Below are 14,174 nucleotides of genomic sequence, written 5' to 3'. Positions count from 1 at the left end.
GAGGTGGCTGGAGCGGGGGCGCGGCGGTTGCTCGTGACCCCTGGTCCGGAGGCTGTCCCGACCACTGGGGCGCGAGCCGGTCTGTCATCCGGCGTCCGGCACGTCGCCCCGATCAACTATAGTCGCTATCTGTGAATGCTTTTGATCGCCGGGCAAGCGGCGATCGACCGACGGGGATGATGTCAGGAACCCTGATGAATGCAGTGATCGAACAGGCGGGGTTGGCCCTGCGCGAGATGCGCGAGACCGACCTCGCGACGGTGATGATGGTGGAGCGGGCGGCCTATCCCCACCCCTGGAGCGAGGGGGTGATGCGCGACTGTCTGCGCGCCGGCTACGACTGCCGGGTGGGCGAGCTCGACGGCAGGCCGGTGGCCCATGCGGTGGTTTCGGTGGCGGTCGGTGAGTGTCACGTGCTCAACATCACCGTCCATCCCGACTGCCAGCGTCGCGGCTTCGGTCGCGTCCTGCTGCGCGCGCTGGTCGAGCGCGCCCGCGCCAAGGGGGCGCAGACCGCCTTTCTCGAGGTGCGCGCCTCCAACACCGCCGCGCGCGCGCTCTACGAGGCCGAGGGCTTCTGCGAGATCGGCCGTCGTCGCGGCTACTACCCCGCCGCCAATGGCCGCGAGGACGCCCTGGTGCTGGCGCGGGAACTCGGATCGGGAGTCGCCGGCTTCCAGTCGCCAGCCACCAGTGGGTTGAGGTGATGGCCGTCGCCGGCGCGCATCCCCGTAGGATCGAGTTGGGGTGAGGGGGGGGCACCAACCCCCAGCGTCCGCGCCCACTGGGGGCCGGTGGCTGGCGGCTGGTCGCGTTGCCTTACAGCTCGCGCGTGGCGGAGAAGCGGACCTCGGGCCAGCGCTCCTCGGCGAGGCTGAGGTTGACGCGGGTGGGGGCGAGATAGACGAGCTGGTCGTCGCCGTCGAGGGCGAGATACTCGTAGTTCTTGTCCTTGAAGCGCTCGAACAGCTTGGCGTCGTCGCAGCTCACCCAGCGCGCAGTCTGGACGTTCACGGCCTCGACGATGGCGTCGACGCCGTACTCGTCCTTGAGGCGGTAGGCGGCGACGTCGAACTGCAGCACACCGACCGCGCCGAGGATCATGTCGTTGTTCTTGAGCGGGCGGAAGACCTGAGTCGCGCCCTCCTCGGCAAGCTGCACCACGCCCTTCTGCAGCGCCTTCATCCGCAGCGGGTCCTTGAGCACCACGCGGCGGAACAGCTCGGGGGCGAAGTAGGGCACGCCCTCGTACTTGAGCTCCTCGCCCTCGGTGAAGGTGTCGCCGATCTGGATGGTGCCGTGGTTGTGCAGACCGATGATGTCGCCCGGCCAGGCCTCCTCGACGTGACGGCGTTCATCGGCCTGGAAGGTGATGGCGTTGGCGATCTGAATGGTGCGACCGATACGTACGTGACGCATCTTCATGCCCTTGCGGTAGCAACCCGAGCACACCCGCATGAAGGCCACGCGGTCGCGGTGGGCGGGGTCCATGTTCGCCTGGATCTTGAACACGAAGCCGGTGAAGCCTTCTTCGGCGGGCTCGACCGGGCGCTGCAGGGTGTTGCGCGGGCGCGGCGGCGGGGCGTACTGGACGAAGGCGTCGAGCAGCTCGCGCACGCCGAAGTTGTTGATCGCCGAACCGAAGAACACCGGGGTCTGGCGCCCGGCGCGGTAGGCCTCGAGGTCGAGCGGGTGGCTCGCGCCCTCGACCAGCTCCAGCTCCTCGCGCAGCTCCTCGGCCTGATCGCCGAGCACCTCGTCCATGCGCGGGTTGTCGAGCCCCTCGATCACCTCGCCCTCGACGATGCGCCCGCCGTGCTGGGCCGAGAACAGATGGGTGCGCCCGTCGCGCAGGTCGTAGACGCCGCGGAAGCGCTTGCCCATGCCGATCGGCCAGGTCACCGGCGCGCACTGGATCTTCAGCACCTCCTCGATCTCGTCGAGGACCTCGATGGCGTCGCGGCCCTCGCGGTCGAGCTTGTTGACGAAGGTGAGGATCGGGGTGTCGCGCAGCCGGCAGACGTCCATCAGCTTGATGGTGCGGTCCTCGACGCCCTTGGCCACGTCGATCACCATCAGCGCCGAGTCGACCGCGGTGAGGGTGCGGTAGGTGTCCTCGGAGAAGTCCTCGTGGCCGGGGGTGTCGAGCAGGTTGACGGTGGCCTCGCCGTAGGGGAACTGCATCACCGAGGAGGTCACCGAGATGCCGCGCTGCTTCTCCAGCTCCATCCAGTCGGAGGTGGCGTGGCGGGCGGCCTTGCGCCCCTTGACCGTGCCCGCGAGCTGGATCGCGCCCCCGAACAGCAGGAGCTTCTCGGTGAGGGTGGTCTTGCCGGCGTCGGGGTGGGAGATGATGGCGAAGGTACGACGTTTGTCGAGTTGCGCTTGAAGCTCGCTCATAAGAGGTGTCTGGCGTTGCTGGCTGCGGACTGGGAAAACCATCAATTATATCCCCGCGACCCGGTTGCGTTCATCCGCCGGGTGGGCGGCTCGGGCGGGGAAATGGTTGAACCGCCAAGATACCGTCTTGCCCGTCAATCGCCGATCAAGCACACCAGCTTCGCCGACCGGAGGCTGGATGCTGATTCGAACCGCAAAGCCGCGAAGGGCGCGAAGAAGACTTGATGGAATCGAGGTCTCGGCGGTGGTGCCGGCTTCCCACGGTGGGTGGCAGCTGGCAGCTGGCAGCTGGCAGCTGGTGACTGCAAGCCTTTCTTCTCTGCGCGTCCTTCGCGTCCTTCGCGGCTTTGCGGTTCAATCCCCTTGGTAGCTGGTAGCTGGTAGCTGGTAGCTGGTAGCTGGTAGCTGGTAGCTGGCCGCTGGCCGTGGCTTGAGCCAGGGCCGCGCCGCACCAATCTCTGGCGGGTGCGCCGAGTCGGCGCGCGTTCATTCTCAAGCCTGCGCAGGAGTCGAGACGTGGAGACGACAGCGGTTGCCGATCTGATTCGTCGGGGGATGCCCGAGGCCGAGGTGGAGGTCACCGGCGATGGTGAGCACTTCGACGCGGTGGTGGTCAGCGAGCGGTTTGAGGGGCTGACGCCGCTGGCCAAGCAGCGGTTGGTGATGGAGACGGTCAAGGCGGAGATCGCCAGCGGCGCCTTGCACGCCATCTCGATCCGCACCCTGACCCCGGCGCAGCGCGCCGCGGGGTGAGGGCAGGGCGGGTGCCGCCTGCGCGGCACCCAGACGACGCCTTGCGGCGTCGCCCGGCCCGTCTTACTCGATCTCGACCGGGATCTTGCCGATGCGCGCGCGCCACTCGGCCGGGCCGCTCTGGTGCACCGCCTCGCCGCGGCTGTCGACGGCGACCGTAACCGGCATGTCCTCGACCTCGAACTCGCGGATCGCCTCCATGCCCAGGTCCTCGAAGGCGACCAGGCGCGAGGACTTGATCGCCTTGGCCACCAGATAGGCCGCGCCGCCGACGGCCATCAGATAGACCGCGCCGTGTCGTGCGATCGACTCCACCGCCGCCGGGCCGCGCTCGGCCTTGCCGACCATGCCGATCAGCCCGGTCTCGGCGAGCATCTGCTCGGTGAACTTGTCCATGCGCGTGGAGGTGGTGGGACCGGCCGGGCCGACCACCTCGTCACCGACCGGGTCGACCGGGCCGACGTAGTAGATGAAGCGGTTGGTGAGGTCGACCCCCTCGGGCAGCGACTCGCCGCGCGCGAGCATCTCGGTGATGCGCTTGTGCGCGGCATCGCGCCCGGTCAGCAGCTTGCCCGAGAGCAGCAGGCGCTCGCCCGGCTGCCACTCGGCGATCTGCTCGCGGGTGAGGGTGTCGAGATCGACCCGGCGTGCGCCGGCGGCACCGTCCCACTCCAGCGCCGGCCAGTCCTCCAGGCGCGGCGGTTCGAGCCTGGCCGGGCCGTTGCCGTCGAGGGTGAACTCGACGTGACGGGTGGCCGCGCAGTTGGGGATCATCGCCACCGGCAGGGAGGCGGCGTGGGTGGGGTAGGTGTGGATCTTGACGTCGAGCACGGTCGCCAGCCCGCCGAGCCCCTGGGCGCCGATGCCGAGCGCGTTGACCTTCTCCATCAGCTCCAGACGCAGCGCCTCGATCTCGTCCTCGGCGCCGCGCTGCTGCAGCTCGTGGATGTCGATCGGCTCCATCAGCGCCTCCTTGGCCATCAGCATCGCCTGCTCGGCCGAGCCGCCGACACCGATGCCGAGCATCCCCGGCGGGCACCAGCCGGCGCCCATGGTCGGCACCGTCTTCAGCACCCAGTCGACCAGGCTGTCGCTGGGGTTGAGGATGGCGAACTTGGACTTGTTCTCCGAGCCGCCGCCCTTGGCGGCGATCTTCACCTCGAGGCTGTCGCCCGGCACCAGCTCCATGTGCACGATCGCCGGGGTGTTGTCGCGGGTGTTCTTGCGCGCCCCGATCGGCGGCTTGACCATCGAGGCGCGCAGCGGGTTGTCGGGATGGGTGTAGGCGCGGCGCACGCCCTCGTCGACCATCGCCTGCACGCTCTTGTCGGTCTCCCAGCGCACCTCCATGCCGACCTTGAGGAAGACCACCACCATGCCGGTGTCCTGGCAGATCGGGCGCTGGCCCTCGGCGCACATCCGCGAGTTGACGAGGATCTGCGCCATGGCGTCCTTGGCCGCCGGCGATTCCTCGGCCTCGTAGGCCGCGCTCAGGGCGCGGATGTAGTCCTGCGGGTGGTAGTAGGAGATGAACTGAAGGGCATCGGCGATGCTCTCGACGAAGTCAGACTCGCGAATGGTGGTCATCGTCTCTCGTGGCTGTTTGGCTGTGGGGGAGGGGCTCGCCGTCATCGATGGCGCGCCCTGTGTTGCAGTGGTCGCCATCGCCGGCGGCCGGTCTGTTCGCGCCAGTATATCAATCGGGTTTGGCCTCCCGCCTCGCGCGCGCACGCGCGTTCATTACATGGACGAGGGGTCAGAAACGCTCGATCGTCATTTTTTTTAAAAAAGGGGTTGCGCGATCAGGGGAGGGTCTGTAGTATACATGGCTCACGACGACAGGCGCATAGCTCAGTTGGTTAGAGCACCACCTTGACATGGTGGGGGTCGTTGGTTCGAGTCCAATTGCGCCTACCAAACACCGGGCCGTCAGTCTCCAAACGTCAGTATGCCCCACTACGGTGGCGACGACCAAGGAGGCTGGCGGCTTTTTTTCATGTGATCCCTCGTATCGATCACCACTGAACACCCAAGGTCCGCGCATGCCTCAGATTACCCTTCCCGACGGCTCGACGCGTCAGTTCGACGCGCCGGTCAGTGTTCACGATGTCGCCGCATCCATCGGTCCCGGTCTCGCCAAGGCGGCGCTCGCCGGTCGCGTCGATGGCGAGCTGGTCGACACCTCCTATCGCATCGATCGCGATGTCGAACTCGCCATCGTCACCAGCAAGGACGAGGAGACCGCCCTCGAGCTGATCCGTCACGATGCCGCGCACGTGATGGCCCAGGCCGTCCAGGAGCTCTACCCCGGCACCCAGGTCACCATCGGCCCGGCGATCGAGAACGGCTTCTACTACGACTTCGCCCGCGACGAGCCCTTCACCCCCGACGACCTCGAGCGGATCGAGGCGCGGATGCACGAGATCGTCAAGCGCAACCTGCCGATCGTGCGCGAGGAGCTGTCGCGCGAGGAGGCCAAGCGGGTCTTCGCCGAGCTCGGCGAGCACTACAAGGTCGAGATCATCGACGCCATCCCCGAAGGCGAGACCATCACCCTCTATCGCCAGGGTGACTGGTTCGACGTCTGTCGCGGGCCGCACCTGCCGAGCACCGGCAAGCTCGGCAACGGCTTCAAGCTGACCAAGCTCGCCGGCGCCTACTGGCGTGGTGATGCGGCCAACGCCATGCTGCAGCGCATCTACGGCACCGCCTGGCGCGACAAGAAGGAACTCAAGGCCTATCTGCGTCGTCTGGAAGAGGCCGAGAAGCGCGATCATCGCAAGCTCGGCAAGCAGCTCGATCTCTTCCACTTCCAGGACGAGGCCCCGGGCATGGCCTTCTGGCACGCCAAGGGCCGGGTGGTCTACCGCCTCGCCGAGCAGTACATGCGCGAGAAGCTGGAAGAGTACGGCTATCAGGAGGTCGAGACCCCGCAGGTGCTCGACCGCTCGCTGTGGGAGCGCTCCGGGCACTGGGAGAAGTTCGCCGAGAGCATGTTCACCACCCAGCTCGACGATCGCGACTTCGCGATCAAGCCGATGAACTGCCCCGGCCACATCCAGCTCTACAACCAGGGGCTGAAGAGCTATCGCGACCTGCCGCTGCGCATGGCCGAGTTCGGCGTGGTTCATCGCAACGAGCCCTCCGGCACCCTCCACGGGCTGATGCGCGCGCGTCGCTTCACCCAGGACGACGCCCACGTCTTCTGCACCGAGGAGCAGCTCCAGCCCGAGGTCGCCACCCTCATCGACATGGTCTTCGAGACCTATCGCGATTTCGGCTTCGACAACATCGAGCTGGCGCTCTCGCTGCGCCCCGAGAAGCGGGTCGGCAGCGACGAACTCTGGGACAAGGCCGAGGCGGCGCTCAAGCACTCGCTCGACGCCAAGGGACTCGAGTATCGGGTACAGCCGGGCGAGGGCGCCTTCTACGGTCCCAAGATCGAGTTCACCCTGCACGACAGCATCGGTCGCGCCTGGCAATGCGGTACCATCCAGGTCGACTTCTCGATGCCGGGGCGGCTCGGCGCGCACTACATCGCCGAGGACAACAGCAAGCAGACCCCGGTGATGATCCACCGCGCGGTGCTCGGTTCGGTCGAGCGTTTTATCGGTATCCTCATCGAACACTACGCCGGCCTGCTGCCGCTGTGGCTCGCTCCGGTGCAGGTGGTGGTGCTCAATATCACCGATCGCCAGGCCGACTATGTCGCTGAGATCGCTAAGACCTTGCGTGCAAAGGGCTTGCGTGTTGAGACCGACTTGAGAAACGAGAAGATCGGCTTTAAAATCCGCGAGCACACCCTGCAGAGGGTGCCCTATCTGCTCGTCATCGGTGACCGCGAGGTGGAAACCCGCTCCGTCGCCGTGCGTGACCGCAAGGGCCAAGATCTCGGAACGCTCGAGCTCGACGCCTTTGTCGAGCGTGTAGGCGAGGAGATGACAAACCGAATCGCCTAACCCGGTCGGGCTGCGCGGACGACGATCGACGTTGCCTGATGCCCGATCGATCGTGATCTGTGCTTTTGGAGGAACCTGCTATCGCTGCACCAAAGAGAAACCGCGTCAACAAGGAAATCAACGTACAGGAGGTACGTCTGATCGGCGCGGACGGTAACCAGGTCGGCGTCGTCAGTACGCGAGAGGCTCTCACCCTCGCCCAGGAAGCGTCGCTCGATCTGGTCGAGATCGTTCCTAATGCCGATCCGCCGGTGTGTCGGCTCATGGACTTCGGTCGTTTTCTCTTCGATCAGAAGAAAAAGAAGAACGAAGCCAAGAAGAAGCAAAAGCAGGTTCAGGTCAAGGAAGTCAAGTTCCGTCCTGGAACGGATCAGGGAGACTATCAGGTCAAACTACGCAACCTGACGCGTTTCCTGCAGGAAGGGGACAAGGCCAAGGTCACCATGCGTTTTCGTGGTCGCGAGCATGCTCACCGTGAACTCGGGCTCGAGCTGCTGCGGCGCGTGGAGAGCGACTTGGCCGAGATCAGTACCGTCGAGCAGCAGCCGCAGATGGAAGGGCGGCAGATGGTGATGGTGCTGGGTCCCAAGAAGAAATAGCGACACCGAACGGATCGTCGATCCTCTTCCCCGAAGAGCACGCCCCGGCGTGGCCGCCGCCCGACCGTCGTCGACACGACGGTCGGGCGATGTGGCGTCGTCGGTTCGTTGCCGTCGCTGTAAAAACAAAAGATCAGCAAATAGCGGAGTATCGAATGCCCAAGCTGAAATCCAACCGCGGAGCCGCGAAGCGCTTCAAGCGCACCGCATCCGGTTCGGTCAAGTGCAACGCCTCCCACCGGCGTCACATCCTGACCAAGAAGAGCACCAAGCGTAAGCGTCAGCTGCGTGCGCCGCAGCGCATCCACAAGTCGGATGTGCGTGCAGCGCTGCGCATGATCCCTTACTGCTAACCCGCTGATTCCAACCGGAGACTCCACATGCCACGAGTGAAACGCGGTGTTACCGCTCGCGCCCGCCACAAGAAGGTTCTGAACGAGGCCAAGGGTTATTACGGTGCCCGCCGCAAGGTCTATCGCGTCGCCAAGCAGGCCGTCATCAAGGCCGGCCAGTACGCCTATCGCGACCGTCGCCAGAAAAAGCGTCAGTTCCGCGCCCTGTGGATCGCCCGTATCAACGCCGCTGCGCGTGCCAACGGTCTGTCCTACAGCCGCCTGATCGCCGGTCTGAAGATGGCCGGCGTCGAGGTCGACCGCAAGGTGCTGGCCGACATCGCCTACCACGACAGCGTCGCCTTCGCCGCGCTCGCCGCTCAGGCGAAGGAAGCGCTGGCTTGAGGCGCGCGGCGTGGTCCGCCTCGGCTGACCACGCCGGTGACGGCGGTCGGTATGGGCGCGTGACGAGCGTCTGCCTGCAACACCTTCCCAGGGATCGGGTCGCTCGACAACGCCAGGGGTGCGTCGCCGAGATCGCGACCCGCCCCGCGCTCGCCGCCATCCCGCCTGCGTAGCCGCCGAACGGAAGAGGGAAAGGCCCCGGTCTTTCCCTCTTTTTGCGTCATGGGGCTGGCAGGCCGTTCAACAGACACCCCTGTCGGAAGATCCAGGTATGGCAGAAGAAATCGGACTCGATATCGACACCCTCTGCGAGACGGCGCTCGCGGCCATCGCCGCCGCCCCCGATCTCGCCACGCTCGATCAGGCGCGGGTGCGCTATCTGGGCAAGAGCGGCGAGCTGACCGCGTTGCTGAAACGGCTCGGCACCCTGCCGCCGGCCGAGCGTCCCGTCGCCGGGCAGCGCATCAACCAGGCCAAGGGCCAGGTCCAGAGCGCGCTCGACGCACGTCGCGAGACGCTGGAACAGGCCGCGCTCGAGGCCCGCCTCGCCGCCGAGCGCATCGACGTCACCCTCCCCGGACGCGGCACCCCCGCCGGCGGTCTGCACCCGGTCACCCGCGCGCTGCGCCGCATCGAGCGGCTGTTTGCCGACGCCGGCTTCGCCGTCGAGCAGGGCCCCGAGGTCGAGGACGCCTATCACAACTTCGAGGCGCTCAACATCCCCGCGCACCACCCCGCCCGGGCGATGCACGACACCTTCTATTTCAACGCCGAGCTGCTGCTGCGCACCCACACCTCGCCGGTGCAGGTGCGGGTGATGGAGGAGCAGGCGCCGCCGCTCAAGCTCATCGCCCCGGGGCGCGTCTATCGCTGCGACTCGGACCTGACCCACACCCCGATGTTCCATCAGGTCGAGGGTCTGGTAGTCGACGAGCAGATGAGCTTCGCCGACCTCAAGGGCGTGCTCTACGACTTCCTGCGCAACTTCTTCGAGCGTGATCTGGAGCTGCGTTTCCGCCCCTCCTACTTCCCCTTCACCGAGCCCTCCGCCGAGGTCGACATCCAGTGCGTGATGTGCGGCGGCGACGGCTGTCGGGTGTGCAAGCAGACCGGCTGGCTCGAGGTCTTGGGCTGCGGCATGGTCTACCCCGAGGTGTTCCGCCACGTCGGCATCGACCCCGACCGCCACCAGGGCTACGCCTTCGGCATGGGCGTGGAGCGACTGGCGATGCTGCGCTACGGCATCGACGACCTCCGACTCTTCTTCGACAACGATCTGCGCTTCCTGCGACAGTTCGCCTGAGGCGCGTGGAGCGCACCGCGCGCCTGAGCCCAGGCGCGCGGCGCGCTCCGCTCGGGACGGCACCCGCGGGTGCCACGGAAAGCGCCGAGCCGCTCGGCCTTTCGCCAACATCTTCATCGAGGCCCCGGCACCGACGCGCGCCGGGACCGAAGCACAGGAAAGCGGGACATGCGATTCAGCGAGGCATGGCTGCGGGAGTGGGTCAACCCGCCGGTCGATACTCAGACTCTGGCCGATCAGCTCAGCATGGCAGGACTGGAGGTGGACGCGGTGGAACCCGCCGCGGCCGCCTTCAGCGGCGTCGTGGTCGGTCTGGTGCAGGCGCTCGAACAGCACCCGGACGCCCAGAAGCTGCGCGTCTGCACCGTCGATGTCGGTGGTGACGCGCCGCTGCAGATCATCTGCGGTGCGGCCAACGTCGCCGCCGGCATGCGCGTGCCGGTGGCCACCATCGGCGCGCGGCTGCCGGGTGACTTCAAGATCAAGAAGGCCAAGCTGCGCGGCGTGCAGTCCTTCGGCATGATCTGCTCGGCGAGCGAACTCGGCCTCGCCGAGTCCTCCGAGGGCATCTTGCCGCTGCCCGAGGACGCGCCCATCGGCACCGACTTCCGCGCCTGGCTGGGGCTCGACGATCACTGCATCGAGGTCGACCTGACCCCGGACCGCGGCGACTGCCTGAGCATCGCCGGGCTCGCCCGCGAGGTCGGGGTGATCAACCGCGCCGCGCTCACCCGCCCCGATTTCGCTCCGGTCGCGCCCGCCTGCGACGACCGCGTCGAGGTCCGCCTGCTCGCCGAGGAGGCCTGTCCGCGCTATCTCTGCCGCGTGGTGCGCGGCATCGATCCCGCCGCCACCACGCCGATGTGGATGCAGGAGCGGCTGCGTCGCAGCGGCGTGCGCGCCATCTCCCCGGTGGTCGATGTCACCAACTACGTGCTGCTCGAACTCGGCCAGCCGCTGCACGGCTTCGATCTCGCTCGCGTCGAGGGCGAGATCCAGGTGCGCATGGCCGCCCCCGGCGAGCGCCTCGTGCTGCTCGACGACAGCGAGATCGAGCTACGCGCCGACACCCTGGTGATCGCCGACGCCAGCCGTCCGCTGGCCGTCGCCGGCATCATGGGCGGGGCCGGCTCCGGCGTCGGTGAGGAGACCCGCGACGTGCTCCTCGAGAGCGCCTTCTTCTCGCCGCTGGCCGTCAGCGGCAAGGCGCGCAGCTACGGCCTGCACACCGACTCCTCGCACCGCTTCGAGCGCGGCGTCGACCCCGAGCTGCAGCGCCAGGCGATCGAACGCGCCACCGCGCTGCTGCTGGAGATCGCCGGCGGCACCCCCGGCCCGGTGGTCGAGGCGGTGGCCGAGTCGGCGCTGCCGCAACGCGCCGCGCTCACCCTGCGCGAGGCGCGGGTGGGGCAGGTGCTCGGCGTCGCGCTGGAGCGCGAGACCATCGTCGACATCCTCGAGCGTCTCGGCATGACGCTCGAGACGGTCGAGGGCGGCTGGCGCGTCACCCCGCCGAGCGCGCGCTTCGATCTGGTCCACGAGGTCGACCTGATCGCCGACATCGGTCGCATCTACGGCTACGACAACATCCCGGTGCGCCAGGCCACCACCAACAGCGCCATGCGTCCGGTGCCCGAGGGCGCCTTCGAGACCGATCGCGCGCGTCTCGCGCTGGTCGATCGCGGCTATCACGAGGTCATCACCTACAGCTTCGTCGCCCCCGAGCTGCAGGCGCGCATCGACCCCGAGCGCGAGCCGCTGAAGCTCGCCAACCCGATCAGCAGCGAACTCTCCTGCATGCGCACCAGCCTGTGGCCGGGCCTGCTGCAGTGCGCCCGCCACAACCAGGCGCGCCAGCAGGCGCGGGTGCGCATCTTCGAGAGCGGGCTGCGCTTCATCCCCGAGTCCGAGGGGCTGGCCCAGCGCGAGGCCATCGGTGGCCTCAGTCTCGGCGCGGTGGCGCCCGAGCAGTGGGGGCAGGGTGAGCGCGCCGCCGACTTCTTCGACCTCAAGGCCGACGTCGAGGCGCTGCTCGCGCTCACCGGCGCGCCCGAGCGTTTCGCCTTCGTCGCTGCCGCCCACCCGGCGCTGCACCCGGGGCAGAGCGCGCGCATCGACTGCGACGGCGCGCCGATCGGCTGGATCGGCATGCTCCACCCGGCGCTCGCCGCCGAACTCGACCTCGACGGCAACGCCTTCCTCTTCGAGCTGGAGCTGGCCCCGCTGGATCTCGGCGTCGCGCCGCGCTTCAGCCCGATCTCGCGCTTCCCCAGCATCCGTCGCGATCTCGCCATCGTGGTCGATGCCGAGGTCGACTTCGCCGCCGTCGCCGCCTGCGCCCGCGCCGCCGGCTCCGAGCTGCTGCGCGACCTGGTGCTGTTCGACGTCTATGCCGGCGACAACATCGAGAAAGGACGAAAAAGTCTGGCTTTGGGATTGATTTTACAGGCTTCTTCTCAGACACTTACCGAAGAAGTGATCGACGACGCAGTGGGCCGCATCCTGGCCCGGTTGACGTCCGAACTTGACGCACGATTGAGGGATTGACGGTATGGCTTTGACCAAAGCCGACATGGCTGAACATCTGTTCGACGAACTGGGGCTCAACAAGCGCGAGGCCAAGGACATCGTCGAGATGTTCTTCGAGGAGATCCGTACCGCGCTCGAGCGCGGCGAACAGGTCAAGCTGTCCGGGTTCGGTAATTTCGATCTGCGCGAGAAGAAGGAGAGACCCGGCCGCAACCCCAAGACCGGGGAAGAGATCCCGATCACCGCGCGTCGCGTCGTCACCTTCCGTCCAGGCCAAAAGCTCAAATCGCGGGTGGAAGCCTATGCCGGAAACGAAAGGTAGCGTCGGCAGCCAGGGGGAGGGCGAACTCCCGCCCATCCCCGGCAAGCGCTATTTCACCATCGGTGAGGTCAGCGAGCTGTGCGGCGTCAAGCCGCACGTGCTGCGCTACTGGGAGCAGGAGTTCCCCCAGCTCAAACCGGTGAAACGGCGCGGCAACCGCCGCTACTATCAGCGCCACGACGTGCTGATGGTGCGCCAGATCCGCAACCTGCTCTACGACCAGGGCTTCACCATCGGTGGCGCCCGTCAGCAGCTCAGCGGCGAGGGCGCGCGCAACGACCTCAACCAGACGCACCAACTGCTCCGGCAGATGCGTCTGGAACTCGAAGAGATCCTTCAGGTCCTGAGGCGTTGACAAGAGACCGCTAGCCCGATATTATTTCGGTCTCTTCACGGGGCGTAGCGCAGCCTGGTAGCGCACCTGAATGGGGTTCAGGTGGTCGGAGGTTCAAATCCTCTCGCCCCGACCAAAATAAAAAAAAGCGACTCTGCTTTGGCAGGGCCGCTTTTTTTGTGTCTGTAATTCCTGCGCTTGTGGATTATTTCCTTAATCGGCCGGAGGCCGTATATCAACTCCCCCTGTTTACTACTACAGCCGAATATCATCACGGCGGCCCAGCCCCACGCGCTCGATAATGACAGACCCTGGCCCGCGCCTGATGTCGTCGCCGCCAATTCGACCAGGCGATGACAGCATCCGGCGGGGCGCGTTCGCGCCACAACAACGCCTCGAGCAGGCGCCGGATCTCAGGGGCGGTCAGTGCGATCCGCCCGGCGATGGCGCCCCCTTTTTCGCCCGTCGTTGCAGCACGACGAGGCTGGCATGGGCCAGCAGCGCAAGGGTGATATGGCGTGCCAGGCCGGCCAGCGACGCACCTCATACTCGTCGAGCCCGCACTGCTGCTTGGCCAGCTCGAAGCCGACCTCGATCGCCCAGCGCTGCCCGGCGACTTTGGCCAGGCGCTCGAGCGTGGCCTCGGCGCGGGGCGCGAAGGCGATGTAGTAGGCCCGCTCCTCGGCGTTGAGCTGCAGGCGCCGCAGCGGTACCCAGGCCCACTCGAAGGTGCGCGCATCCTTGCTGCCGGCGCCGACGGCGTGGCGTTGCCAGGGTCTCTGGCAGCGCCTTGGCCAGTGCCGCGACACGATGGGTCTGCGGGCCATCGAACCACACCGGTTCATTGCCCGCCACAGCGAGTACGAAGGGCTGTTCGCGCGCCTTGAGCCACAGGCGCAGCTTGCGATTTTTACCGTAGACGGCATCGCCTGTCACTCACCTACAAGGCACCCCGTCATCGAGTGCGCGCTCAAGCATCGTGCGCGCTAAGGCCGGCTTAGTCTGGAACCGGCCCGCCGTGCCGCTGTACTGGCGCTGCACCCCCACCGAGTGCGCTCCCTTCTTCAAGAAACCGGTCTCATCGACGATCAGCACCGCCTCGTCGTCGCTTTCCCCTTCCCCAAAAATAGGTCCAGCGAAAAGTAGAGACCGACGGCATGATGGTGGCCGAGCAGAGGAGAGCCCACATGCGCAAGAGCAAGTACAGCGAGCAGCAGATCGTTGACGCACTGCGTCGT

General features: G+C 66.9%; 15 protein-coding genes and 2 tRNA genes. 13 read left to right on the top strand and 4 right to left on the bottom strand.

The genetic code is table 11. The features are described 5' to 3' along the window. The first annotated feature begins 194 nt into the window (after positions 1 to 194). Complete coding sequence (gene rimI / locus EBL85_RS06725) at positions 195 to 707, top strand: ribosomal protein S18-alanine N-acetyltransferase (RefSeq protein WP_123142486.1); 513 nt, start codon at positions 195 to 197, stop codon at positions 705 to 707. A gap of 112 nt (positions 708 to 819) precedes the next feature. Here rimI and EBL85_RS06720 read toward each other — a convergent pair whose 3' ends face one another. Beyond that, positions 820 to 2,400, bottom strand: coding sequence for a peptide chain release factor 3 (locus EBL85_RS06720; RefSeq protein ID WP_123140307.1), 1,581 nt, complete (start codon positions 2,398 to 2,400; stop codon positions 820 to 822). On the opposite strand from EBL85_RS06720, the gene EBL85_RS17060 reads away from it, so the two are divergent. Together EBL85_RS17060 and EBL85_RS06715 are read left to right on the top strand one after the other, a co-directional pair. After that, positions 2,386 to 2,625 carry a hypothetical protein gene (locus EBL85_RS17060; RefSeq protein WP_132229909.1) on the top strand — a complete coding sequence of 80 codons (240 nt, stop codon included), beginning with the start codon at positions 2,386 to 2,388 and terminating at the stop codon, positions 2,623 to 2,625. The two genes, EBL85_RS06720 and EBL85_RS17060, sit on opposite strands and share 15 nt — an antisense overlap. 291 nt (positions 2,626 to 2,916) lie before the next feature. After that, on the top strand, positions 2,917 to 3,153 hold the full coding sequence (locus EBL85_RS06715; RefSeq protein ID WP_005220592.1) for a BolA family protein: 237 nt from the start codon (positions 2,917 to 2,919) through the stop codon (positions 3,151 to 3,153). A 63-nt stretch (positions 3,154 to 3,216) separates the two neighbouring features. Here the strand turns inward: EBL85_RS06715 and EBL85_RS06710 are convergent, their stop codons facing one another. Then, positions 3,217 to 4,740 (bottom strand): fumarate hydratase, encoded by a 1,524-nt coding sequence (locus EBL85_RS06710; protein WP_123142485.1) that lies wholly within the window; start codon positions 4,738 to 4,740, stop codon positions 3,217 to 3,219. 253 nt (positions 4,741 to 4,993) lie between these two features. On the opposite strand from EBL85_RS06710, the gene EBL85_RS06705 reads away from it, so the two are divergent. From EBL85_RS06705 to EBL85_RS06660, 10 genes are all read left to right on the top strand, one after another. Next, positions 4,994 to 5,070: transfer RNA gene (locus EBL85_RS06705), tRNA-Val, on the top strand. Positions 5,071 to 5,195: 125 nt separating this feature from the next. Beyond that, positions 5,196 to 7,112, top strand: a complete 1,917-nt coding sequence (thrS, locus tag EBL85_RS06700) for a threonine--tRNA ligase (protein WP_123140305.1) — start codon at positions 5,196 to 5,198, stop codon at positions 7,110 to 7,112. A gap of 65 nt (positions 7,113 to 7,177) precedes the next feature. After that, the gene (gene infC, locus EBL85_RS06695) at positions 7,178 to 7,711 is read left to right on the top strand and encodes a translation initiation factor IF-3 (protein ID WP_123140427.1); all 534 of its coding nucleotides are present in this window, start codon (positions 7,178 to 7,180) and stop codon (positions 7,709 to 7,711) included. A 155-nt stretch (positions 7,712 to 7,866) separates the two neighbouring features. After that, on the top strand, positions 7,867 to 8,064 hold the full coding sequence (gene rpmI / locus EBL85_RS06690) for a 50S ribosomal protein L35 (protein ID WP_005220599.1): 198 nt from the start codon (positions 7,867 to 7,869) through the stop codon (positions 8,062 to 8,064). Positions 8,065 to 8,091: 27 nt separating this feature from the next. Next, positions 8,092 to 8,448 (top strand): 50S ribosomal protein L20, encoded by a 357-nt coding sequence (rplT, locus tag EBL85_RS06685; RefSeq protein ID WP_005220602.1) that lies wholly within the window; start codon positions 8,092 to 8,094, stop codon positions 8,446 to 8,448. A 271-nt stretch (positions 8,449 to 8,719) separates the two neighbouring features. Next, a complete protein-coding gene (gene pheS, locus EBL85_RS06680) occupies positions 8,720 to 9,751 on the top strand; it encodes a phenylalanine--tRNA ligase subunit alpha (protein WP_123142484.1) in 1,032 nt (343 codons plus the stop codon). Between the two features lie 168 nt (positions 9,752 to 9,919). Next, a complete protein-coding gene (gene pheT, locus EBL85_RS06675; protein ID WP_123142483.1) occupies positions 9,920 to 12,298 on the top strand; it encodes a phenylalanine--tRNA ligase subunit beta in 2,379 nt (792 codons plus the stop codon). 4 nt (positions 12,299 to 12,302) lie between these two features. Beyond that, positions 12,303 to 12,602 carry an integration host factor subunit alpha gene (ihfA, locus tag EBL85_RS06670; protein ID WP_005220608.1) on the top strand — a complete coding sequence of 100 codons (300 nt, stop codon included), beginning with the start codon at positions 12,303 to 12,305 and terminating at the stop codon, positions 12,600 to 12,602. Next, positions 12,583 to 12,957, top strand: coding sequence for a MerR family transcriptional regulator (locus EBL85_RS06665; RefSeq protein WP_005220610.1), 375 nt, complete (start codon positions 12,583 to 12,585; stop codon positions 12,955 to 12,957). Before ihfA ends, EBL85_RS06665 begins: the two co-directional genes overlap by 20 nt. A gap of 38 nt (positions 12,958 to 12,995) precedes the next feature. Then, positions 12,996 to 13,072, top strand: a tRNA-Pro gene (locus EBL85_RS06660). A 277-nt stretch (positions 13,073 to 13,349) separates the two neighbouring features. Here EBL85_RS06660 and EBL85_RS17395 read toward each other — a convergent pair. Both EBL85_RS17395 and EBL85_RS17615 read right to left on the bottom strand, forming a co-directional pair. Then, complete coding sequence (locus EBL85_RS17395; protein WP_223806081.1) at positions 13,350 to 13,763, bottom strand: transposase; 414 nt, start codon at positions 13,761 to 13,763, stop codon at positions 13,350 to 13,352. 109 nt (positions 13,764 to 13,872) lie between these two features. Next, positions 13,873 to 14,031: a transposase gene (locus EBL85_RS17615; RefSeq protein WP_223806080.1), complete on the bottom strand. Its 159-nt coding sequence runs from the start codon at positions 14,029 to 14,031 to the stop codon at positions 13,873 to 13,875. Positions 14,032 to 14,174 lie beyond the last annotated feature (143 nt).

The sequence above is a fragment of the Marichromatium sp. AB32 genome (genome assembly GCF_003718675.1).
Classification (GTDB): domain Bacteria; phylum Pseudomonadota; class Gammaproteobacteria; order Chromatiales; family Chromatiaceae; genus Marichromatium; species Marichromatium gracile.
This window is presented reverse-complemented; position numbering and strand designations above follow the sequence as displayed.